The 24212-nt window shown below is 56.6% G+C and carries 20 protein-coding genes; 12 read left to right on the top strand and 8 right to left on the bottom strand.

Annotation, left to right across the window (positions count from 1 at the left end):
• Positions 1 to 233 precede the first annotated feature (233 nt).
• Positions 234 to 1481, bottom strand: coding sequence for an Nramp family divalent metal transporter (locus RE6C_RS28155; RefSeq protein WP_008662247.1), 1248 nt, complete (start codon positions 1479 to 1481; stop codon positions 234 to 236).
• Between the two features lie 382 nt (positions 1482 to 1863).
• On the opposite strand from RE6C_RS28155, the gene RE6C_RS28150 reads away from it, so the two are divergent.
• The 7 genes from RE6C_RS28150 to RE6C_RS28120 all read left to right on the top strand — a co-directional run bounded on the left by RE6C_RS28150 (position 1864) and on the right by RE6C_RS28120 (position 10550).
• A complete protein-coding gene (locus RE6C_RS28150; protein ID WP_008662242.1) occupies positions 1864 to 4929 on the top strand; it encodes a PSD1 and planctomycete cytochrome C domain-containing protein in 3066 nt (1021 codons plus the stop codon).
• 24 nt (positions 4930 to 4953) lie between these two features.
• On the top strand, positions 4954 to 6333 hold the full coding sequence (locus RE6C_RS28145) for a DUF1501 domain-containing protein (RefSeq protein WP_008662240.1): 1380 nt from the start codon (positions 4954 to 4956) through the stop codon (positions 6331 to 6333).
• Positions 6334 to 6515: 182 nt separating this feature from the next.
• Positions 6516 to 8408, top strand: a complete 1893-nt coding sequence (locus tag RE6C_RS28140; RefSeq protein ID WP_008662238.1) for a thioredoxin family protein — start codon at positions 6516 to 6518, stop codon at positions 8406 to 8408.
• 70 nt (positions 8409 to 8478) lie between these two features.
• Entirely contained in the window at positions 8479 to 9162 is a 684-nt protein-coding gene (gene nadD, locus RE6C_RS28135; protein WP_008662236.1) for a nicotinate (nicotinamide) nucleotide adenylyltransferase, read from the top strand.
• 151 nt (positions 9163 to 9313) lie between these two features.
• Positions 9314 to 9592 (top strand): 30S ribosomal protein S18, encoded by a 279-nt coding sequence (gene rpsR / locus RE6C_RS33185; RefSeq protein ID WP_231845729.1) that lies wholly within the window; start codon positions 9314 to 9316, stop codon positions 9590 to 9592.
• Positions 9593 to 9609: 17 nt separating this feature from the next.
• Positions 9610 to 10071: an acyl-CoA thioesterase gene (locus RE6C_RS28125; protein ID WP_008662232.1), complete on the top strand. Its 462-nt coding sequence runs from the start codon at positions 9610 to 9612 to the stop codon at positions 10069 to 10071.
• 8 nt (positions 10072 to 10079) lie between these two features.
• On the top strand, positions 10080 to 10550 hold the full coding sequence (locus RE6C_RS28120) for a hypothetical protein (RefSeq protein ID WP_008662230.1): 471 nt from the start codon (positions 10080 to 10082) through the stop codon (positions 10548 to 10550).
• Between the two features lie 74 nt (positions 10551 to 10624).
• Here RE6C_RS28120 and RE6C_RS28115 read toward each other — a convergent pair whose 3' ends face one another.
• Complete coding sequence (locus RE6C_RS28115) at positions 10625 to 11179, bottom strand: Fur family transcriptional regulator (protein WP_007334911.1); 555 nt, start codon at positions 11177 to 11179, stop codon at positions 10625 to 10627.
• A gap of 572 nt (positions 11180 to 11751) precedes the next feature.
• Between RE6C_RS28115 and RE6C_RS28110 the strand changes: the two genes are divergently transcribed.
• Together RE6C_RS28110 and RE6C_RS28105 are read left to right on the top strand one after the other, a co-directional pair.
• A complete protein-coding gene (locus RE6C_RS28110) occupies positions 11752 to 12918 on the top strand; it encodes a type III PLP-dependent enzyme (RefSeq protein WP_008662225.1) in 1167 nt (388 codons plus the stop codon).
• A gap of 14 nt (positions 12919 to 12932) precedes the next feature.
• Complete coding sequence (locus RE6C_RS28105) at positions 12933 to 14399, top strand: high affinity choline transporter 1 (RefSeq protein WP_008662222.1); 1467 nt, start codon at positions 12933 to 12935, stop codon at positions 14397 to 14399.
• Positions 14400 to 14592: 193 nt separating this feature from the next.
• Here the strand turns inward: RE6C_RS28105 and RE6C_RS28100 are convergent, their stop codons facing one another.
• Positions 14593 to 15135 (bottom strand): AlkZ-related protein, encoded by a 543-nt coding sequence (locus RE6C_RS28100; protein ID WP_008662221.1) that lies wholly within the window; start codon positions 15133 to 15135, stop codon positions 14593 to 14595.
• 16 nt (positions 15136 to 15151) lie between these two features.
• Entirely contained in the window at positions 15152 to 15433 is a 282-nt protein-coding gene (locus RE6C_RS28095; protein ID WP_007329269.1) for a peptidylprolyl isomerase, read from the bottom strand.
• Between the two features lie 314 nt (positions 15434 to 15747).
• Between RE6C_RS28095 and RE6C_RS28090 the strand changes: the two genes are divergently transcribed.
• Both RE6C_RS28090 and RE6C_RS28085 read left to right on the top strand, forming a co-directional pair.
• On the top strand, positions 15748 to 17058 hold the full coding sequence (locus RE6C_RS28090; protein ID WP_236618583.1) for a DUF3472 domain-containing protein: 1311 nt from the start codon (positions 15748 to 15750) through the stop codon (positions 17056 to 17058).
• A gap of 106 nt (positions 17059 to 17164) precedes the next feature.
• Complete coding sequence (locus RE6C_RS28085) at positions 17165 to 18061, top strand: phosphatidylserine decarboxylase (RefSeq protein ID WP_008662217.1); 897 nt, start codon at positions 17165 to 17167, stop codon at positions 18059 to 18061.
• Positions 18062 to 18306: 245 nt separating this feature from the next.
• Here RE6C_RS28085 and RE6C_RS28080 read toward each other — a convergent pair whose 3' ends face one another.
• From RE6C_RS28080 to RE6C_RS28065, 4 genes are all read right to left on the bottom strand, one after another.
• Positions 18307 to 19482, bottom strand: coding sequence for a BON domain-containing protein (locus RE6C_RS28080; protein ID WP_008662215.1), 1176 nt, complete (start codon positions 19480 to 19482; stop codon positions 18307 to 18309).
• 218 nt (positions 19483 to 19700) lie between these two features.
• Entirely contained in the window at positions 19701 to 19991 is a 291-nt protein-coding gene (locus RE6C_RS28075; RefSeq protein WP_008662212.1) for a hypothetical protein, read from the bottom strand.
• Positions 19992 to 20140: 149 nt separating this feature from the next.
• Positions 20141 to 20776 carry an RNA polymerase sigma factor gene (locus RE6C_RS28070; protein WP_008662209.1) on the bottom strand — a complete coding sequence of 212 codons (636 nt, stop codon included), beginning with the start codon at positions 20774 to 20776 and terminating at the stop codon, positions 20141 to 20143.
• Between the two features lie 33 nt (positions 20777 to 20809).
• The gene (locus tag RE6C_RS28065) at positions 20810 to 22171 is read right to left on the bottom strand and encodes an A24 family peptidase (RefSeq protein WP_039963702.1); all 1362 of its coding nucleotides are present in this window, start codon (positions 22169 to 22171) and stop codon (positions 20810 to 20812) included.
• A 49-nt stretch (positions 22172 to 22220) separates the two neighbouring features.
• Here RE6C_RS28065 and RE6C_RS28060 point away from each other — a divergent pair, with 49 nt between their 5' ends.
• The gene (locus tag RE6C_RS28060; RefSeq protein ID WP_390175934.1) at positions 22221 to 23738 is read left to right on the top strand and encodes a deoxyribodipyrimidine photolyase; all 1518 of its coding nucleotides are present in this window, start codon (positions 22221 to 22223) and stop codon (positions 23736 to 23738) included.
• Positions 23739 to 24212: the final 474 nt, after the last annotated feature.

Below are 24212 nucleotides of genomic sequence, written 5' to 3'. Positions count from 1 at the left end.
ACGCGAGGGAGGGGGCCAGGCATGGGAGGTGGCGCGCGTTGCCCTCCCCCGGAAATCTCACTGAACGCTCGCTTTCCGACCCCTCCCGCTGCGCGGGCGGGGTTTGCAAGACGTCACGAACACAGCACTCAAATACTGCACGACCTCCTTGGAGGGAGGGAATGCGGGTCTCTGCATCGTAGCTGCAGCAGCACGCTCAAGCGAGCGAGTTGAAGCGTTCGAATCGCGAAAGATCATCCCGAGAAGAAAACGCTGACGAGGCTACGCAATCCAAGAACAGTGACGACGACAACCGTTAGCACGCCGAGCGTGTTGGCAATCCAGTGATTGCGGTGCTTGCCGAGCAGCGCTGCATTGTTCATGACCGCGAGCAAGAAGATAGCGAGCAAAGGCAGCAGTAATCCGTTGGCGATTTGAGCAAACGTGATGATGTCCGTGGGCTTTGATCCGCTGGCGGCGAACGAAGTGCCAAACACAACCACGGTGGTGAAGACCGTTCGCAGCCGCCAGTCTTTCAGATCGATGGGCCAGCCAAAACAACCGGCAGCGGCGTAAGCGGCGGCCAGCGGAGCGGTGATGGTGCTGGTCAACCCCGCGGCGAACAGCCCCACACCGAACAACCAACGTGCATGGTTGCCAAGCAGCGGTTCGAGCTGCCGCGCGGCGTCGGCAAGGTTCGTGAAACCGGCGTCACTCCTAAAGAAAGCGGCGGCGGCCGTGGCCATCACGGCGGCGGTCACCAATCCGCCCAAGCCCACACTGAGAATCGTGTCGCCGCGGCTTTGCTGGATCGCGTCGCGAACGGTTTCGTCGCTGACGGATTCCTTCTCGCCGGACCATTTTTCGGACGATGCGGTGGCGTGAAGAAACAGGTTGTAGGGCACAACCGTCGTGCCAATGATCGCCAAGACTTCTTTCAATCCGCCATCGGGAATGGTCGGCTTGATCCAACCTAACGCGAACGATCGCCAATCGATCGGAACACTGAACGCGGTCAATAAAAACACACTGCTCATCGTCACCACCAACGCAACCAAAATCCGCTGTAGCGATCGATAGTGTCCGATCATCAAGATGCCCCAGGCTGCCAAGCCGATCACGATCGACACGACAGCTTGATGCTGCATTCCCGTTGCGGCTGAAATACCCACCGCGGCACCGGCGATATTGCCCGCTTGGTAGGCAGCGTTTCCGACGATGATAGCCGAGACGACCAGCACAATGGCCAATCCACGGGCGAACGCGTTGCGGATGGTTGGACGGATCGCCTCTCCCAAACCACGTCCGGTGACGATCCCCAATCGCGACGCCATTTCTTGAAAGACGATCGTCGCGATCACAGAGAAACCCACCGCCCACAACAGCGTGTGGCCAAAGTTGGCACCTGCCGTCGTGGCTTTGGTGACGGTCCCCGGCCCAATGAAAGCTGCCGTGACGAGCAGGCCGGGACCGAAACGACGAAAGAACTTGGGAAGCTTCATGCCCGCTAAGGTAACGAATGAAATCGAACACGTCCCAAGGCATCCGTCTGACGCGAAGTCAACCATTTGGTCGGCATTTAATCAGTGATCAAGGTCCCTAATCCGCCGCGTTTGCCAACCAGGATTTGTCAGCGTTTGGATTGGAAATCGGCAAGCTCGGCTGAGAGCAACCCGGTGCACCTCGGACGCCAGCGGAGCGATGGGAAGTGCCGATTCCACCGGAAGAACTTCCAAAGCGGGGGGCACGAACTTCGCCGCCAGTGAAGCACTCGAGTGATTGTGAGTCCTTTCGTTTACACTACATGAATCGCAACGTCGTGATTGCGGCGATGCGTCCCCGACCAGCCGATTCCCTCCCCACCAAACCATTCGGACTTCTTGAATGCGTTCCCTCCTTGGTCTGCTACTAACCATCGCTTTCGCGGTCGGTTTTGTGGAAAACGTTGTTTCGGCCGAACCGAGCGATGAGGCTCAAACCTCTGTTTCCGCGACCGATCGTCCACTCTCGTTCAATCGAGACATCCGACCGATTCTGACGGACCGCTGTTTTGCTTGTCACGGACTCGATGCAAACACTGTTGAAGCAGGACTGCGATTGGACGTTCGCGAAGCGGCAATGGAGTTTGGCGCAATCGTTCCCGGGAACGCGGAATCGAGCGAGATCTTTTTGCGGATCACGTCTGATGATGACGACCTCGTCATGCCTCCATCGGAATTGCACAAACCTCTCAGCGACGCCGAGATCGACTTGGTGCGTCGTTGGATCAACGAGGGGGCACCGTACGAACCTCACTGGGCCTACACCCCTTTGCCACGCAATGTGGCGCCGCCTTCAGTCAACACGGCATGGGGAGAAAACTGGATCGATCAGTTTGTGGCACGCAGACTGCAAGACGCGTCGGTGAACCCATCGCCGAAAGCGGACCCGACCACATTGATTCGTCGGTTGTCGTTTGATTTGACTGGCCTTCCACCGACACCCGAGGAAGTGGAAGCGTTCGAAAAGGACCACAGCAACGAAAGCTATGAACGACTCATCGACCGCCTGCTATCGTCAAGTCGTTTTGGCGAACGCATGGCGATCTATTGGTTGGACTTGGTGCGATACGCCGACACGGTGGGGTACCACGGCGATCAAAACGTTTCGCATTCACCGTATCGTGACTACGTGATCGACGCGTTCAACAGCAACATGCCGTACGACCAGTTCGTTCGTGAGCAACTTGCCGGCGACCTGCTTCCCAATCCCACGATCGATCAATTGGTAGCCTCGGGATACAACCGTTTGAATCAAACGACGGAAGAGGGTGGCGCGCAACCCAAAGAGTACCTTTCGATCTACTTTGCCGATCGTGTTCGAAACGTGTCCCAGGTTTTCATGGGAGCAACGGTTGGGTGTGCCCAATGTCATGATCACAAGTATGACCCTTACACCGCAAAGGACTTCTATTCTCTCGGTGCGTTCTTCGCTGACATCGAAGAAAGGGGCAAGTATTCACAACGTGAACGGCCTCCACAGATCCCGGTTCCCAACGAAGAACAGCAGGCACAACTCGATGCCTTGCGACTAAAAGTGACGGAAGCCGAAGCCAGTCTTGAATCGATTACCCAAGAGCAATTGGCGTCCCTGCCTGAATGGGAAGCACGGGCGATTGAATCGATCAAACAATCCAAATCCCAAGCTGAAGAACACACCTGGGTCGATGACCAATTGTCAACAGGTGGAACAAAGTCGGGCGAATGGAATCATGTGACCGCCGATCAACATCCGGTGCACAGCGGAGAAACTTCGCGGCGTCAGACCGGCAATGGAGTCATCCAGCACCTGTTCACTGACGCGAAGGAACCAATCGAAGTTAAAGCGAACACAGAGTTGTTTGCGTGGGTCTACCTTGATCCTCAGTCGCCGCCAAAAACAATCATGTTGCAGTGGCACGGTGGCCCAGATGATCCAAGCGGTTGGGATCACCGGGCATTTTGGGGAGACGACAAGGTCGGGTTTGGTGCCAAGACTCAAAGCTGGCACGGACACAAACGCATGGGAGATTTGCCCGAAGCTGGAAAATGGATCCGCCTAAGTGTGGCGGCCGCTGACGTCGGCTTCGCACCTGGCAAGACCATTCATGGGATGGCGTTCACCCAGTTCGATGGCATCGTCCACTGGGACCAGGCGGGCTGGATTGAAACGGACGGTTTTCCCAGCGAAGTCCGGGCTGCTTTGCTGGTTGATATGGAGGCGAGAACAAAAGATCAGATCAAGCAACTGCGTGACTACTTCGTTGAGCATGACCCGCTGATCACGGAGCAAGCAGAAACGTTGAAGCTGGCTCGAGCACAGGTCTCTGAGTTTGAAAAATCCATCCCGACCATGGTCATCTCACGAGCCGTTGCACCGCGTGAGATCCGAATCCTTCACCGCGGAAATTGGATGGATGAGTCGGGGGAAATCGTTCAGCCCGCCATCCCCGAATTCTTGGGCACACTTCAAACCGACAATCGACGCGCCACCCGTCTCGATCTCGCCAACTGGCTCTGTGACAGCGAAAACGTTCTGACAGCTCGGACGATGGTGAACCGTCTTTGGTACTTGATGTTTGGACGAGGGATCTGCTCCAGCTTCGATGACCTGGGTGGACAGGGCACCTTTCCAAGTCACCCCGAATTGCTGGATCACTTGGCGGTGGAATTCATTGAATCCGGTTGGGACATTCAGCATCTTCTAAAACAAATCGCGATGAGCGCCACGTATCGTCAAACCTCCAACGCATCGCCGGAATTGGAGGCACTCGATCCGTTCAACGAATTGTTTGCGCGGCAGGGGCGGTTCCGAGTCAGTGCTGAAATGGTCCGCGACACAGCGTTGATGATCAGCGGTTTGTTGGTCGAGGAAATCGGTGGGCCGAGCGTGAAGCCGTATCAGCCGGAGGGTTACTACGATCAGCTGAACTTTCCCAGACGAAATTACGTTCCGGATCAAGGCGACAACCAATATCGACGCGGTGTCTACACGCATTGGCAACGGACTTTCCTGCATCCGATGTTGAAAGCCTTCGACGCCCCCAGCCGCGAAGAATGCACCGCGATCCGAGCACAATCCAACACCCCGTTGCAAGCCCTCACACTACTGAATGATCCGACATTTATCGAAGCCGCAACGATGTTCGCCAGTCGAATCATGCGTGAGGGCGGCACCACGGTCGATGAACGCATCGAGTGGGCATATCGAACCGCTGTTTCGAGGCCGATCGATGCGGTCATTGCGGAAGAGCTTCGCACAATCCAAACAGAACACCTCCGACATTACGTTCAAGAACCCGACTTGGCCAAGGCTTTGGTTTCCGCCGGGGAACAGAGTTCGACGGCTGAGTTGGATCCGGTCGAATGGGCATCCTGGACGAGCGTCGCTCGAGTCATCCTCAACCTTCACGAAACCATCAACCGGTATTGATTCACCATGGCAATTCTTCCAGCTATGACCGATGACCATCTCGCCCGGCGAACGTTCTTGAAACGCGCCGGCGTTGGATCGGTTGCGCTGGCTTCGATGCTGAATGAAAGCACGTCGCTGGCATCCGAAGGCATTCACCATCCACCTCGAATCAAACGCGTCATCCATCTCTGCATGGCGGGCGGCCCCAGTCATTTGGAAACGTTTGATCACAAGCCTGAACTGGCTCGACTCGACGGTCAGCCGATGCCAGAGTCGCTGACCAAGGGCCAGCCGATTGCACAATTGCAAAACCGCGCCCTGCGCGTCTTGGGTCCCCAGCACGCGTTTGCAAAACATGGCAAGAGCGGTCTGGAGATTTCATCCGTGTTGCCGCATTTGTCCAAGATGGCGGATGACTTGTGTGTGGTGAAATCCATGCACACCGAGCAGATCAACCATGATCCGGCCCACACCTTTTTCAACACGGGCACGGCAATCAGTGGTCGACCGTCGATGGGGTCTTGGGTGTTGTACGGACTGGGCGCCGAGACACAGAACCTGCCTGGTTTCATCGTCTTGACCAGCGAAGGAGGCGGCCAAAGTCAACCGATCAGCTCCCGACAATGGCACTCAGGATTTCTGCCCAGTCGTGTGCAAGGGGTTCAAATGCACGCGTCCGGAAATCCAGTTCACTACGTGGGTCGTCCTGCGGGAGTCAATCATTCGCAACAGCGTGATATTGTCGATGCGGTCGCGCGGATCAACATGCATCGCAACGAATCACTGCATGACCCGGAAATCGCAACACGCATCAGCGCGTATGAAATGGCTTTCCGAATGCAAACGTCGGTTCCTGAGCTAACCGACATGTCCGATGAACCCGACCACATCGTGAAAATGTATGGCTGCAAACCTGGCGATGGGTCCTTCGGCAGCAACTGCTTGATGGCGCGTCGTTTGGCTGAACGCGGTGTGCGTTTCATCCAGCTGTACCATCGCGGTTGGGATCACCACGGCGGTGTGAAGCGTGGCACTGAAAAGACCGGGTCACTCGTTGATCAAGGATCCGCCGCCCTGATTCAAGACTTGAAACAGCGAGGCATGCTGGACGACACCCTGATCGTTTGGGGTGGTGAATTTGGCCGGACACCGATGGCCCAAGGCGATGGACGCGATCACCACATCAAGGGCTTCTCGATTTGCTTGGCCGGTGGCGGAATCAAGGGTGGAACCAGTTACGGTGCGACGGATGAGTTCGGCTACAACGCGGTGAAGAATCCTGTCCACGTCCGTGATTTCCACGCAACGATGTTGCACATGCTCGGGATTGACCACAACCGCTTCACGTACAAGTTCCAAGGCTTGGATTTCAAACTGACCGGCGTCGAAGAAGCCCATGTGGTCGACGGTATCCTGAGTTAGCCGCCACGGTGCGTTGGTTCTGCCTCGTCCGCTCCACCGCAGCGTCATACGCTGCCGAAACTTTCGCAAAGTCGTCTGGCGGAACAAACTTTCCCATTCGCGCGTGCCAGTCCTGTACACTACTCGGCCTTGTCTTGCATGCCATTCGGCGTGCCCCGTTGCCGCAAACATGAAGTGGGTGCATGGTTCCCGATCAAATCCAAGGGACCGCGATCGGTTCGTATCGTGGTCGACGCGCTGGTTTGATATCTGCGAACGCTGTTTGCATGCTTTTGGTCTGCATCCTGTTGCCGTTCGCTTCCAATCAAGGATTTGCCAACGACTCTTCGCACACCGGAGTGCTGAAAGGTCTCGACCTGGATGGCCGGTTGATTCGATTGGGACAGTCCAACGACGCCAAGGCCGTCGCGGTCGTCTTCTTGTCCACGCATTGTCCAATCAGCAACGGTTATTTGCCGTTGCTCAATGAGTACGCATCGGAATACGGCGCACAAGGCATCGAGCTGGTCGGTGTGATTTCCGATCCGTCGGTGACACGCTCGGACGCGAAAAAGCATAGCGTCGATTATCGAGTTGAGTTTCCGGTGCTGTTTGACGGTTCAGGCGAATTGCGTTTGGCTCTTTCGCCAACCCATACGCCCCAGGCGATGTTGATTCGGCCGAACGGCAAGATGCTTTACAACGGTGCGATTGACGACCGGCATGTTCAAGTCGGCCGCAAGAAAGATCACGCCGCCGAGTCTTATTTGCAAGATGCGATCCGCGCCGTCATCGCTCGACGTCCGGTGGACGTGCCGAAAACGAAACCCATCGGTTGCTTGTTGGAGGATCCGCCGAACAAAGCGATCGCAGGCGAGGTGACCTACGCACGCGATGTTGCGCCGGTGATCCAAGCGAACTGCGCAGGGTGTCATTGCCAAAACGGGTCGGCTCCGTTTCCGTTGTTGAGCTACAACGATGTCAGTGGACACGCCAATCAAATTTTGGAAGTGACGCATTCGCGGTTCATGCCACCATGGAAACCGGCCACTGGGTTCACGCGATTTCAAGATGAACTGCGATTGACCAACCATGAAATGTCATTGCTGAACGTTTGGGTTCGCGATGGCAAACCGGCGGGCGACCCGAAAGATCTTCCGGCTCCTGTGCCGACATCGAATGGTTGGCCACTGGGTGAACCGGATTTGGTCTTGGAAATGAACGAAACGTTCTCGATCCCATCCAGCGGCCCTGACATTCGCCAGTACTTCGTCATCCCAACCGGTTTGAAGCAACACCGGTTGGTCAACGCGATCGATTTTCATCCTGGGACGCCTCAGTCCGTTCACCACGCCAGTTTCTTTCTGGACACCAAAGGAAAAGGGCGACGATTGGACCAATCGGATCCAGCACCGGGGTACTCCAGTTTTGGCGGGCCACGCTTTGAACCCGAAGGCACGCTGAGCAGTTGGTTTCCAGGAATGAGCCCGCGACGATTACCTGAGGGGATGGGACGTTTTGTGCCAAAGGGCAGCGATATCGTGGCGGAAATCCACTACGTCACAACCGGCAAACCACATCAAGACAAGTCGAAGATTGGGATCTACTTCGCGCCGCCGTCGGCCAAGAAGATCGTCACCGAAGTCCAAGTCGGCAACAAACGAATCCGTATCCCGCCGGGCGAAAATCACCACTTGCAACGCGCGACGTACACATTGCCCGTGGACACGGTGTTGCTGGATGCGGTGCCGCACATGCATATCTTTGGCCGCGAAATGAAAGTTTGGTCGAAGTCACCCGATGGCGAGGCCAAACCGTTGTTGTGGATCAAAGACTGGGACTTCAATTGGCAAGGCAAGTATTCGTTTGCCGAACCCGTGCGATTGAAGAAGGGAACGATCCTTCACGTGGACGCTTGGTATGACAATTCAGCCAACAACCCGTTGAACCCAAACTCGCCGCCCAAGCCGGTCTCGTGGGGTGCCGACTCCACCGACGAAATGTTGATCTGTCATTTCCAATGCACCTGCGAAACGATGGGTAAATTGAACGAATTGATTCGACACCAAAAGAAACACATCGCCGATCGACAATAGTTGTCTCGGGGCCGGAGTGGACGATCGGCGCGAGAGGCAACCTGCCCGCTTCCGTTGAGCGAAGTTATGCTTGCGTCGATTCAAGTCAGAAACCATCGAAGGTCGTTCCGTGTCAGCATCTGAAACCACCCCACCATCGAAGCAAGGGATCGGCATCCTGGGTGGGTCCTTCGACCCGGTTCATGTCGGGCACCTTTGGATGGCCGAATCGGCGCTCGAACAATTGCCGATTGAACATGTGCGTTGGATCCCGGCTGCGACCAGCCCGCTCAAACCCCACGGGCCGGTGGCCAGCAACGAGCACCGTCTGCAAATGCTGCGGTTGGCACTCAGTGGACAATCCGGGCACGTCATCGACGACTGGGAACTCCGGCAAGACAGCGTCAGCTACACCCTGCTGACCCTGGAACATTTGCAGGAACAATTTCCCAACCGCCCGCTGTATCTGATCATCGGAGCCGATTCGTTGGCCTCGTTTGATCGCTGGCGAGAACCCCAGCAGATCCTGAAACGGTGCCAATTGGCCGTGATCGCTCGCGGAGGTGACCCTCCACCGGACTACTCGATTCTGAACAGTATGACCGACGAACCGCAGATTCAGAGGATTCGTGAGTCTCAGATCCGGATGCCCCAGATCGAAATCAGCAGCAGCGATCTTCGCCGACGAGTGGCTTCTGGACGGAGCATCCGTTTTCAGGTCCCGCATCCTGTGCGGACACTGATCGCCCAAGAAAAGCTTTATCAGGCAGAATAGGCAAAAGGGATTGCGTGGAAACGCCGATCTCGGCACACTGTGTGGCCCGCGATCGCAACCTTTTTGCATTCTCGGGACACATTGGCGAGCCGGAAACATTGGTTTTCCGGCCGAATCAGTCCATTCGCCTTCGATATTTTCGAAAAGCTTCATGCCTCCACGTCCAATGAGCACGCGTAGCCGTGCCCGCAAACGCTCACGAGTCCGCAGCCGTACCCGCCGTAAGGACCCTATCTTCGTCGATGGCCATCGTCCACGTCCGATGTACGTTGACTACAAGGACCTCGAATTGCTGTCCAAGATGGTCAACCGTCAAGGACGCATCATGGGCCGCCGCAAGAGTGGTTGTACCGCTGCCAGCCAACACGCTGTCACGGCCGCGATCAAACGAGCCCGCTTCATGGCCTTGCTGCCATACGTCGGCGAATAAGCCAAATCGGCAAATCAGTGAACGATTCTGCCTCTGACGGAGCCCCGATCCAACGGGCTCCGGTCTACCAGACACAACGCCGCGTCGAGTTTCGAGACACCGATGCGGCTGGAATCGTTCACTTCTCGGCCTTCTTCCCCATGATGGAAGCGGCCGAACACGAGTTCCTGCGATCGGTCGGCATCCCCGTGATGCCGCACCACGAGTCCGAGGAACGATTGACTTGGCCCCGAGTCGCCGCCAGTTGCGACTTTCACGGCCCCGCCCGATTCGAAGACATCCTGCAGATTGATTTGCATGTCGACCGAATTGGTCGATCCAGCATCAGCTATCGCTTCGAATTGACCTGCGAAGGCCGCCGCATCGCCACCGGCAAAATCACCGCCGTGTGTTGCGACCTGAAAGCGGGCGGCAAACTGGTCAAAACCAACGTGCCCGATGACCTGCGCCAGCGATTGTCCGGCCCCCAAAACGACTGAACAAACACATGCCCGCGACATTCGAAGGCTTCGGCCTGAAACTGCTGTACCCGGACAACTGGACGCTGGTCGAGCGAGCCGAAGATGAAGGCGACCAGGGTGCCACGTTCGATCTGCCCGGCGGCGGATTCGTCTCGCTGGAAACGCTGCCAATCACCCGAGAAGACGAAGTCGTCCTGGGTGAAATCGACCAAATGCTCCGCGGACAATACGAAGACCTGGAACGTGACAACGTCATTCTGCCGGGTGCCGCAGAAGGTGAACGCGCCGTTGACCTCCGGTTCTACTACTTGGACCTCGTCGTCATGTCACGCGTCGTGCTGCTGGACGCCCCTGCCCCAACCCGCGAACAAATGCCGATCGCGGGACGGATCCTGGCTCAACTCCAAGCCGAAATGTCGGACTTCGAAGCCGCCGAGCAGGTCTTCAACGCGATTCTGCAACAGATCCGGATGGCCGAACTTCCCGAAGAAGCCTGAGCGGCGAAGCCCGATCAAGGAAGCCTGGCCGCCGGCAAAAAGAATCGCAGCCAATCCGATCGCTGCCAGCCGACTCAGACCAAGTCTTGCTTGCGTTTTTTGCGTCGGTTCTTCCCGCATTCGCGGCACACACCGCTGACCAGCATCCGGTGTCCGGAAACGCGAAAACCGTGTTTTGCGGCGGCTTCGTCTCGCGTCGCAATCAGTTCCTCGCTGCGGAACTCGATCAATTTGCGGCAACGCGTGCAGTACAGGTGATCGTGGGGCGGGTAGCCGTAATCCAGTTCGTAAACCGTGCGGCCATCGAGCTGAAAGCAATTCAGCAACCCAGCGTCGACGAATTCCCGCAGCGATCGATACACCGTCGCGGAACTGACGTAGTTGGGCTCGCCCTTGCGAGGCAACTTGTCGATCAGCTCATCCGCGTCAAAGTGGGCGTGCTGAGCGAAAATCTTCTCGACTAGAAACTTACGAGGCTTCGTCTGTCGCTGGCCTTTGCTCTGCAAATACTCCTCAAAACGCTCTTGAGGAGTCAAAGCCACCTCGAGTCGCTCGAGAGATTCGGGAACCGAAGACACGTCAGACAAAACGGATCGCTGCAAAGAGGAGAAGAAGAAGTTTGCGATCACACTATAGCAGCCCTGTCCACTTATGTCCCGAGCAGAGCCCTGCGAAACCATCGCAGAATCACCCGGATTCGTGACAACGCAGAGCAATCGAGCCGACGAATCGGTCTATGTCCGCGGGACTGGGTGGATCACGCTGAACGACACAATCGACTGAAATCGTGATTTCCTCTCTCGACTTTTCGATTCGCGGTCGATATCTTCCGCAACCGATTGAAAAACAGTGAGCGTGCAATCACATTTCCGTGATGCGAATCGACTCACTGCGATTCAATCAGCACGACACCAGGTCTCGCCCATCACGGGCGCGGCGGAAGTGTGTTGGCAGGACGTTTCCTAGCGGAATCGCCCACTCCAAACGCACAACGTTGCCATACCGCAAGGTGCCGCAACCTCCATTGCGATCTCCCCAAGGTCAACACGTTATTGCGCCCAGGACGCGGCTCGATAACAGCGAAGAAGAAGTCGGCCAGGGTTCCATCGGAACCCTCAGACGAAGCCACATGGCTTCGAAGTTTTGACTGTATTTCGTATCTCAACTGACCTTGGTCCCCAATTGGAGGCACCCCAGCCGCATGATCGCATCGACCATTCTGCGCGCACCCAACGCCCGAACGGCTCAGCCGAACCTTTCCTTCGACCTCGCCAAAGAGCTCGCTGAAAAACACGGCACCCCTTTGCTTGTCGTATCACGATCCAAAGCCATCGAAACCTACTGGGCCATGAAGAACGCCCTGCCCGGTGTCGATCTTTACTATGCGGCGAAAGCCAACCCGGACCTGCATTTCCTGTCGACGCTCAACGGCGAAAATGCATTCATCGACGTATGCTCGCCTGGCGAACTAAAGGCGGCACTCGCCGCTGGCTTCACGCCGGATCGCATGCTGCACACTCACCCGTGCAAGACCGATGCAAACCTTTGGGAATGCTATGAAGCCGGCGTGAACTGGTTCGTTTTCGACAACCCGATCGAAGCGGAAAAGATCCGCCGCCTGACTCCCGACGTGAACTTGCTGTTGCGTTTGGCAACGACCGGAGCCTCCAGCCGAATCAACCTGTCGGCGAAGTTCGGTTGTCCCATGCACGAAGCGTTGGAACTGCTGGCAACGGCGAAAGCCAAAGGCCTGAAAATTCGTGGGTTCTCGTTCCATGTCGGCAGCCAGTGCCTCAACCCGCAAGACTATGTCGAAGTGCTTCGCAGCGTTCGTGCAGTTTGGGACGAAGCCACCCAAGCCGGACACCACTTGGAAGTCCTCGACATCGGCGGCGGTTTCCCAGCTCCGTATCGCGAAGACGCTCCTTCGATCGAAACCTTTGGCGAAGTCATCACCAACGGACTGCGAGACATCTTCGGCGACCTGCCGATTCGCTTGATCGCCGAACCTGGTCGTGGGCTGTGCACCGAAAGCGTGACCTTGATCACTCGCGTGATCGGCAAGAGTCGTCGATGGGAACTGCCTTGGTTCTTCCTCGACGATGGAATCTACGGATCGTTCTCGGGCAAGATCTTCGACCACACGGACTTCCCGTTGCTCGTCGAAAACGATGGCTCGCGAGAGACCGTTCCATGCGTCGTTGCCGGACCAACCTGCGACTCCACCGACATTGTTTCACGTGATCAGTGGCTTCCTGATTTGGAAGTCGGTGAATTGGTCTTGGTTCCATCGATGGGTGCTTACGCTGCCGCCAGTGCATCGCCTTTCAACGGATTGCCGATGGCCAACAGCGTCGCAATCGACTGACGGACGACACGCCGATGGGATTGATCGCCGCCGTCCTGGCCTATTTGCTTCTCACAATCGCGATCGGGTTGTTCGCAGCCCGACGCGTCGGCAATGCGCAGGACTTCATGGTCGCGGGACGCTCGCTTCCGCTCTACATGAACTTCGCTTGCGTCTTCGCAACTTGGTTTGGTGCCGAGACCGTGCTTTCGGTTTCAGCCACTTTTGCCGGGCAAGGACTGCGCGCTATCCCCGGCGACCCGTTTGGGTTTTCGATCTGCTTGGTGCTCGTGGCGTTGTTCTTCGCGCGAGCCTTCTACCGAATGGACTTGCTAACGATCGGCGACTTTTATCGCAAACGCTATGGTCGCTCGATCGAGGTTTTGACGTCCGTTGTCATCTCCGCGTCATACCTGGGCTGGGCCGCGGCTCAGCTCACCGCACTCGGTCTGGTGATATCCGTCCTGGGCAAAGGCATCGGCTACGACGCGCTGACCATCAACCACGGCATCGTGATTGGCTTCACCATTGTCGGCTTCTACACGGTAATGGGCGGCATGTGGTCGGTGGCGCTCACCGACATGATTCAGACGTTCGTGATCATCATCGGTCTGTTAGTGGTGTCGGTTTACATGGCTCATGCGGCCGGCGGCGTGTCTGTCGTCATCGATTCTGCTCGCGAAACGGGGCGTCTGCAGATCTTTCCCGACTGGGGGCAATCCGGTCAGTGGTGGATCTACATCGGCGGATTTCTGACCGCGGCGCTCGGTTCGATCCCACAACAAGATGTCTTTCAGCGTGTCACCAGCGCCAAAGACGAACGCACCGCCATGACGGGAACTTTGCTGGGCGGGATGTTCTACTGCATGTTTGCGTTCGTACCGATGTTCATCGCTTACGCCGCGGTGGTGATCGATCCGGATCACTTGCAACAATTCAACAGCGGTGATCTTCGCGAAGTCCAGCGAACACTTCCACACGCGGTCATGCAATCCACACCGTTCTGGGTGCAAACTGTTTTTCTCGGTGCATTGGTCTCGGCAATCCTTTCTACCGCCAGCGGAACATTGCTCGCGCCGAGCAGTCTGATTGTCGAAAACGTCATCCGTCCGTTTCGATCCGACCTTGACGACAAAAACATGTTGCGTTGGCTGCGAATCGTCCTGCTAATGTTTGGTGCCTTGGCTCTGCACCAAGCCTTGACCAGCAACAACACGATGTACGAAATGATTCAGCAGGCGTACAGCGTGCCGCTTGTCGGTGCACTGGTTCCGCTGGCCGTCGGGCTGTATTGGAAACGAGCGACCACTCTCGGAGCGATGGCATCGATCGTGTCCGGTGTGGCAACCTGGCTAGCGTGCGAATACGTGCTTCCGGAGTTCTTGATCCCGTCGCAACTGATGGGGCTCGCCGCCAGCTTTCTCGCAATGGTGATCGTGTCGTTGCTGGACAAGTCGAAAAACGTCGCGTCCGACGCTGTGCAACGAAAAATTGAGGATTGATACGGACAATGCGGCGTTGGTCATGTATCTGCCCCACGCCCCAAAGGGGCAACCGCAACCCAGGGCGTTGCCCTGGCTGTCATAGGGCTGCCCCGATGGGGCTAAATCGTCGAACAGAACTTGCGCAAACGAATCCAGTCCACAACACCAAAGCGTAAGTGCCAGGTACAACCTGGCCTACGGTTGCCGGACTTCATCGCTCGTGCTGCTGTACAATATCGAGATGGACTTCCCGCATGGGCAACCAGAAGTCGTTCTTCAACTTTGGGTCGTTGGAACGCACGATGTTTAAACTGATCTGCAGTTTCTTGAGCGCCGTGTCGAATTGGCTCTTCGTGCACGCGAATCGCTCGATGGCTCGCTTGCGAAGCGGACCGGTGTAGTCTGCTTCCAAACGGATCAGCTCAAAGATTTCTTGACAGAGCACATCCAATTCGTGGACGGGTTGGTACGCCTCGGCGTAATGCACGTCACGAAAGTGCTGCATTTGCATCAACGCCGCGTCCCCGCCGCTCACCTTCCCGTAGAAAACTTCCGCGGGATAGGTTTGCGGGATGCGAGTCTTCCAATCCCAGACGGCCATTACCTTGGGGCTCCAACCGCCCGTCTTGGGTTTGTCTTCCGATAAATCGGTGTTGTCCCACAACGACGGGTACGGCGAGTTCTTGCTGCCGAAGACGGTGCAAACCTTGTTCTTCAGCACAAACTGATAAGCCTGTCCAAACGTCTTGATCATGGACCAGCCGTTGGAATCAATCGACGCGCTGCGTGATCTCGATCAAGTGATAGCCAAATTGGGTTTTGACGGGGCCGTGAACCTTGCCCAGCTCACCGCTGAAAACCACTTCGTCGAACTCTTTAACCATTTGGCCGGGGCTGAAGGTTCCCAACGCTCCACCAGATTTGCCGGACGGGCAGGAGGAAAACTCAGCGGCGATGGCACCGAAATCCTGCCCTTTTTCGATCTGATCTTTCAGATCCTGACAGGCTTCTTCGGTTTCAACGAGAATATGTCGTGCACTTGCGGTGGCCATGATGGTCTCTTGGGTTGTGTTCCGTCGTGGGGTGGTATGGGGGCCTGGCGGAGGTCGAAAGTCGCTCGCCAGCTTCGGCCACCATGGTGGCTTGCTAGGAGCAGTTCGAAAACCCCTGCTCACAGCACCTTTCCACCTGCTTGCAGGATGGTTTCGATATGGGATAGGTTCGAATGCCGCGAGACCATCCGCCGGAGTGAAAGAGTGGCGGGCTCGATGAAATCCCGTCCCAAACGGGTTCAACGCAGCCTCTTTCCCGACTCGCGAAAAGATTCCTTGGTTCCTGCCCACGCCCGTCTCACCAGATCGACACCATGATTTCCCGACTTGTTTTTCAACCGCTCCTGATCAGCCTTGTCACACTCCTGACCTCGCAGGGACTCTCCTCCGCGAAAGAGTGGTCCGTGCCGGTGGCGGGCAATGCGTTCCGCACACAGCCCGAACCCGGCGGCCGATCGATGCGACGCGGCGGCTCAATGCGGCTTCGCGATTCGGGCGAGGTCTACTCCATCTACTTTCACGTCGATGCCGCAGACACGCTTGAGTTAGGCCTGAAAGGCAACGCGAACGATCGCCCCGCGACCATCCTTGCGACGATCGGCGAAACCAAGCTCTCCTGCGATCTGAAACCCACATCTGCCAAGACCTACCCGCTCGGTGAGATCGAGGTCGCGAAAGCGGGGTACGTTCGGGTCGATCTGCAACTTGCGCCAGCAGCCAATGGCGAAGCATCCGGATCCGCACAGATCACGGACTTGGTGGTCACACCCGCGAAAGCCGACCTGCAACTCGACTATGTACAAACAAACGATGGCAACATGTTCTATTGGGGTCGTCGCGGTCCATCGGTCCATCTCTCCTACCGATTGCCCCGAGGAATGAACCTGACGTACGCCTACAGTGAAATCACGGTCCCCGTCGGCCAAGACCAAATGGGGACTTACTTCATGGCCAACGGTTTCGGCGAAGGTTACTTCGGCATGCAGGTCAACAGCCCCACGGAACGGCGAGTCCTGTTTTCAATCTGGAGCCCCTTCCGCACGGATAACCCCAACGAGATTCCTGACGAAGATCGAGTTGCGACTCTTGCGAAAGGCAAAAACGTCGTCGCGAAAGACTTTGGCAACGAAGGTTCCGGCGGACAAAGCTTCTTTCTATATCCCTGGGAAGCTGGCAAGACGTACCGCTTTCTGACCGAAGTCAAACCCGATGGCAACGGCAACACGCTCTACACGTCTTGGTTCGGCGACAAAGCAAAAGACGAATGGCGATTGGTAGCGACCTTTCGACGTCCCAAGACGGACAAGCACCTGACCGGCTTCCACTCTTTCCTCGAAAACTTCTCGCCAGAACAAGGCCACCTGCAACGATCGGCTCACTACGGCAACCAATGGGTTTGTGACGTGAACGGCAAATGGCATGAGATCACGCGAGCCAAGTTCACCGGCGACAACACTGCTCGCGGTCGTCATCGCCTGGACTATGCCGGTGGAAGCCAAACCGACCATTTCTACTTAAAGAACTGCGGCTTCTTTTCAGAACCCGTTGATCTGGATCAGACCTTCGAGCGAGAGTCCACCGCGGGCCAGCAGCCTGCAATCGACTGGGATCAGTTGCCACGCTGATCCATCGCAACTCCACTCTCGTAGTGGACGAATCATAGAATCCCACGCGTGGGTCGTGCGACCGGACTCGTGGCCTCGTCCACTACAATTCAAACAAGAACCACTCATGGATGAAATCGTCTATCACGACCGATACACCGACGAAGACCGCATCGAAAAGGTGTATGGCGACAAAGCATTGCGTTGGACGTACGGCACGATCGCCGGACGTCTTTCGCTTTCGCTGGCCGTGAAGCGAACGCTGTTCTCGCATTGGTACGGTTGGCGAATGGACCAACCGAAGACACGCGAAAAGATTGCTCCGTTCATCCAAGACTATGAACTCGATGCGGATGAGTTCGTGCGTGACGTGGATGAGTTCGCCAACTTCAACGAGTTTTTCTTCCGCAAGCTGAAACCGGAAGCACGCCCGATCGATGCGGATCCGAACTCGGTGGTCTTCCCCGCCGACGGCCGGCATCTTTGCATTCCCGACCTATCGAAATGCGAAGGGCTGTTTGTCAAAGGCGAGATGTTCGATCTGCCAACACTGCTGCAAGACTCTGCCCTCGCGGACCGCTATGCGAGCGGCAGCCTGCTGCTTTCGCGATTGTGCCCGGTCGACTATCACCGCTTTCACTTCCCTGCCTCCGGCGTGCCCGGTGCGAGCCGCTTGATCAACGGCCCGCTGTATTCCGTCAATCCGATTGCCTTGCGCCAGAACATCCACATCCTGACCAGCAACAAACGCTGCCTTACACAGCTCGAAACAGAATCCTTCGGAACAGTGTTGTTGCTCGAAATTGGTGCCACGTGTGTCGGCAGCATCCAACAGACTTACTCGCCGGGTGAAACCATCTCAAAGGGCGACGAAAAAGGCTACTTCCGGTTTGGTGGTTCCTCGACCATGGTCCTGTTCGAACCCGGCCGAATCCAATTTGATGCAGACCTAGTTGAAAACTCTCGCCAACACCGCGAACTCTACGCTCGCATGGGCGACCACTTGGGAACACGGGTTTTGTGATCTGAAGTATCGCGTGGCGTTTATCTGCTGCAGACTGAACGACTCACGGCGGGGACCGCCGTGCTACAGGTTGGCGAACATCCCAAGCTGTAGCTCGGCGTTCCCCACCGAGACAAATTTAGTTCCAACGTGGCCAAGTGTTGAAACCACGAAAAAACCCTCGCAAGAGAACTTGCGAGGGTTTTTCGTTGATTCGTTTGGGTCAAGTGACTCGCTGGATCAAGTGTCTGGACAACTTGACTGAACTACTTGTCAGTGAAGTCCAAGAACCACCAACCGTCGTCCCATTCGAGCGACACTTTACGCCATCCCAAAGGAACTTGTGGGTAGGGGTAGAAAGGTCCGATGTATGGGAACGCCGATGGGCTGTACTGTTGTGGGTAAGTCAGTGCGGCGTAGTTTGGATACGCTGCGTAGCCTGGCCATGCGTAGTTCGGCAGGTTTGGCGAATCGTAGCGAGGTGCTCCGACTGGTGCGGCAGGTGCCATTGGAACGGGTTGTCCCATGACAGGTGCTTGAGCCATTGGTGCAGGTGCGGCTGGCACGCCACCACCATGAGTCACCATGCTGCCGGGCACAACCATTTCACCGTTGATCATTTGTCCGCCAGCTTGTCCGTAAGAAACGGGACGTGCTTGGACTTGACCACGGTTGGCTGGTGGCAATGGCTGCAGTCCACCGGTGCGGTGCGAAGCAGGTGTTGCAACCAAACCGGTGTTCGAACCAGCCTTCACGCTCATCAGATCGCGAACGCCGCGTGCTCCAGGAGCGTGACGAGCGATTTCGGCGATCAATTCACGTTGCGATGCCGAAGCAGCTTCGCCGGTGATTTCAACGATGCCGTCGTATGCGTTGACGTCGACTCCGAAGTCTTTCAAGTGACCAACCGACTGAGCTTTGCCCAAGGCGGCGGCGACCGATTGCGTGATCGCTTCGTCGCTGTTGGCTTCTCCGCCAGCGTTTTCCCAAGCGGCCACGGTGCGAGTCTGCGAGTCAGCGGCTTCTTCGCCGGCGACGGGTGCAACTTCACCAGGAACAACTTCTTGAGCTTCGGTTTCCAAAGCACCTTTGAAGTCAAACGCTTCAGCTGGTTCGACAGCTGCGATTGCAGCGGCTTTGGGTTTGTAAATTTTTGCTTCGAGAACTTCGAGTTTGTTGACAACATTGACAACGCCATCGACGTCTTTCAAAGCGGCCAAGACCAAGTCTTGTTGCTCCGAGCCATCGACGGTGCCGCGGAACAACACCACGCCGTCGTTGACTTTCATGTCGAGGTTGAAGTTCTTCAGTTCGCCTGCATCACGGCTGACTTTGAGCCGTTTCATGACTTGTTGTGCGATCTCGCGATCACCGCCAAAGGCCTGAGCAGGCCCCAGCGTGGCAATCGCGGCCATCGCCAGTCCAAAATATTTGCGTCGCATGGAAATGCCTCCCTACAGTCCTTTGTGAGGTGTCATTCACCGACCGCCGTGCTCGTGGCAAAAAGGAACGGCCGACAGCCGGTCCGATCGGTGCTATGGACTGTTTCGGTTGTAACGAGGCCTGAACGGCAGTTTTTTTCCGATTTTGTGGATAAATCGACACGCACCACGATCGACGGCGAAAGAGAAACCGCGACGCAAACGGGCTGAATCCAAATTCAACCAGCCGAGAAAAATCGTTTGTTCGTCCCGCCGCTGCCAATCGGAATCTCCATCCTCGCACCACATTTGGGGCATCCGCCGCGATACGCGGTCCGCTGATCGTTGCGGTAAATGCGACCATAGGTTTGGCAGCATCGGAACTGAATGCCTAAGAATGGACGCGGATTTCCCGGCGTTCCGTCACGTCCCGAAGCCGATGGTGGACCGGACGCGTTGGACTGATCGCGTACGTCGTGCACAACATCGAGGTGGTTGCCAACGTTTGGGTGCGGAGTGGGATCGACCATGATTGTCCCCCAAGACCGAGCAATGAACGGTCGGGAAATAGGTGTCAGGTGCCTTCTGCCGGAACAAGCTGATACTTCGGCCAAGCTTTGGAGCCTTCCACCCCGTCCCACATCGCCCGTTCAACAAACCTCTTCCCCAGCCAACCGGCTCAGGAGCTCGGTTCGCCCGAGGATTCTGACTCGGGTTCTCGCAGCTGTTCAATCGCCAATCGCAATTGCTTGCGAGCCCGATTCAAACGGCTGCGAACGGTCCCGATGGACAGTTCCAAAATCTCAGCCATTTCCTCATAAGAAGATTCGTTCATCTCTCGCAAGACAAGAATGCTGCGGTGCTCATCGCTGAGTTGCTGCAGAGCCAATTGCACCAACGAAACGTCATCCTGACGAATCATGTTCGCATCGACGGCCTCGCCACCACAAACGACTTCTTCGCCAATTTCCTCACGTTGCTGGTCCAACGAAAGCCGAACCTTTTGACGGCGTTTTCGCGACAAAGCGATGTTGAACGCGACTCGATACAACCAGGTAAAGAACTGGCTGTTTTGCTGGAACGTGTCCAGTTTGACGAACGCCCGAATGAAGGCCTCTTGGGTCACTTCCTCGGCATCATGGACCGAACCGGTGACATGAATCATGGCGTGATGCAGCCGGTCTTGATGACGGATCACCAAGCCTTCAAAGGCCGACGCGTCACCTGACAGCGCCGCTTCGATCAACGCCCCTTCTTCAGTCGGCGCGTGATTCGCCGGGGTGCGTTCGTTTCGGTTCGAGCTGGCTTCGTCCACTTCCCCTCAACTTGATGATCGTTCGCTGGGTAATCAGTTTAACTCAAACGAGTCGCCCTGTTGCAAAGCATCTGGGTCTTTCCTGGATGCCTGAGCCTCTCGAACGTCCTCATCGAATTGCTCCGAGACTCCGCCGTTGCCACTTTCATCGCCCATCGGAGGAAACGATTCCCCGTTTTCATCCAGCCACAACGGAATCGTTAGAACTCCGAAAAACGAAACAATCAACCCAACCTGCGATGCTTGCTCGCTGGGCCAGACCTGGGACGCCACCAAACCCCGCCACAGCAACAATTGCACGCTTGTGGCAACCGGCAAACTGACGGCAAAACGCCCCAGTGAATCTCGCGATTGGGCGAATTCGCACATGCCCAGAATCTTCGCAAAAATCGCCGCGAGCAAGATCACGCCCATCACCGCTTGCCAGCCAACCACGATCGAGGGCACCGCAATCAGGATCATCAAATCAATCAATCGCTTGGTCGAAGATCCAAGGGGATCCATTTTCATGTCCGCCGAGGGGCAAAAGCTTTTCGCCAATACTCGAGCAAAAAAGCCCGCCGCCACGAGCGACGTCAACAATCGCAATCCGATTTGAACCAGTCTCACCGACCAATCGGCACCGGTCGTCATCCACCCGCTCGGCGGCCAAGTGCCAATGCCCGCCGGCATCGACTCACCAACGAGTTGCCACGGAACAACCATCGCCTGCGGAAACGCAAACATCCCGCCTAGCAACGTTATCGCAGCGAACAACGTCAACCGTGATGGCAACGCGTTTCCATCAAAGCGGATCAGCCCCATCGCCCAAGCGGTTGCCACCGCGACCACGTGATACAAGATCAATGTCAACAAATCTGCGTCAACGATCGGAGTCGACATCCAATTCGTCCGCACGGAATCGCCGAAATACGGCAGACTCCAACGCGTCAACTCGGTCGAGCCCACCAAAGCGAACGTGATCCCGACCAACGTTTCGACGATCGGGTACCGGGACGAGATCGGGAGCCGGCAATCTCGACATCGCCCGCTCAACCACAGCCAACCAAAGATCGGCACATTGTCACGAGCCCGAAGCCGATTTCGACACCTCGGACAAAACGAATGGCCGTTCACATTCAAACGCTGAGGCAATCGCCAAACGACGACATTCAGGAAGCTGCCGACACTGGCCCCTACCACCAAGAAAAAAGTAAAAATGACCACGTCGTTGGCTCGCGGCACCAGCAAATCGACCACCCGAAAATGCGGGTGCGAGCCCGTGATCCACAGCGCAGACAACCACATATAGGCCGCCGATGCGAGCAGATACCCGATCAGCAAGCAGACAGCGAGAATTCGATACGGTGAGCGTCGTCGCGACAAAATTGCATGGCCCTTGGCGTGTCCGCACACTCTACTAGCCAAGCCCCGAACTGACGACTCCCATCCAATTCCCATCGCCATGACTTCCACGCTCCCTCCCCAGCGGCATCAATTCGCCAACGACCACCCGCCCCGACACGAGGGCGACTACGTCGTCTATTGGATGATCGCCCAACGGCGGCTGCACTGGAATTTCGCGTTGCAGCATGCGATCGACCGGGCGATCGAATTCGAGAAACCGCTGCTGATCTTCGAACCCCTGCGAGTTCGTTACCAATGGGCCAGCGACCGGATCCATCGATTCATTATCGAAGGCATGCGGGACAACGCGGCCGCCGCCGAATCTCTGCCGGTGGTCTACTACCCGTACGTCGAACCCAAACCAGGGGCCGGCTCGCCACTGCTTCATCGGCTAGCCAAAAACGCGTGCACGGTCGTCACCGACGAATACCCGTGCTTCTTTCTGCCCCACATGATTGACGCGGTCAAAGACAAACTGCCCGCCCGTCTGGAATTGATTGATTCCAACGGAGTTCTCCCACTGCGAGCGGCGGAGAAGACTTATACGGTCGCACACAGCTACCGGCGGTTCATGCAGAAGAACATCCTGCCAGCTCTCGAACATTTGCCACTTGCCAACCCGTTGGCCCCGGACGACCGCCCTGCCCTCCCCTGCCCCGATGGCGAATCGATGGCCGAGCGTCGCAAGAAATTGCTCCCGTCGAACGTTCTCTCCAAATGGCCGGCCGCGAATCTCGAAAAACTGCTCAGCGAAGGCGGCTTGTCGAAAATCCCGATCGATCACTCGGTTCGTCCATCCAAAGCAACGCCCGGCGGAACGGTGGAAGGTTCTCGTCGCTGGAAAGAATTCCTGGACTCCAAACTGTCGCAGTACAACGACGACCGCAACCATCCCGATGAACACGCCACGACTGGCCTGAGCCCTCATCTTCACTTCGGTCACATTTCGGTGCACGAAATGGTTTCTTCGTTGCTGGAACATGAGGGCTGGTCCGCCGACCAGACTTCGAAACCCAACGGCAAGAACCATGGCTTTTGGAACGTCGGCGAAAACGCGGAAGCCTTGCTCGATCAACTGCTGACATGGCGAGAGATCGGCTTCAATTGGAGTTTCCAAAATCCAGACACCTACGACTCGCTCGAATCATTGCCGGATTGGGCGAAGAAGACGTTGGCCGAAACACGTGATGACGAACGACCGCATCTCTACACGCTGGAGGAGTTTGAGAACGCCGAGACTCACGACGAGCTATGGAACGCGGCGCAGCGTGAGTTAGTGGAAACCGGCGAGATGCACAACTACATGCGAATGCTGTGGGGCAAGAAGATTTTGCATTGGACAAGAACGCCCGAAGAAGCCCTCGATTTCATGATCCACCTGAACAACAAGTACGGCTTGGACGGTCGCGATCCGAACTCGTACTGCGGCATCCTTTGGGTGCTCGGCCGCACCGACCGAGCCTGGGGCCCAAAACGTCCCGTCTTCGGCAGCGTCCGCTACATGACCAGCGACAGCACCCGCAAGAAACTCAAGCTCAGCAAGTACCTCCAGCGGTTCGCTTCGAAAACTGAATGACGTTGGGGTCTTTGACGTTCAACATTATTTCGCTTGCTCAAGTTGGCTGGACCGTACGAAGTGGGTTCTGGTGGAAACGCAACGAGAGTCGCACGCCTCGCTTTGTTCCAAAGCATCGGACGAGATGCCATGTAAAACATGGCCTACGAATGATGTCCTCGCTTGCAAGTTTGAGGTCAACTCGCCCTTTGAGGAGGACCTTGGGTTGAAACCCCAAGGCATTCGGCTGCCGTCGCTCCGCGACTGGTTGTGCGTGTTGGGAGGGATCCAACAACCGCGGAGAGGTAACCGTTGTCAGCCACCTCGTAGCCGACTGAGGCTCTCAGTCGGCATCAACACAACCATCGCTACAAGCGATGGGCTCCCCAGCAAACACGTGGCAATAGCAAGCTGATGGCTCTGGCATGGCTGACATTCGTTTGCCGACGGAGCGCCTCCGTCGGTTACTGGGTGATTCAATTCAGCTCTCCATCC

The sequence above is a fragment of the Rhodopirellula europaea 6C genome, assembly GCF_000338295.1.
Taxonomy (GTDB): domain Bacteria; phylum Planctomycetota; class Planctomycetia; order Pirellulales; family Pirellulaceae; genus Rhodopirellula; species Rhodopirellula europaea.
Note: the sequence above shows the minus strand (reverse complement) of the source record. Positions and strands in the feature narration are given on the sequence as shown.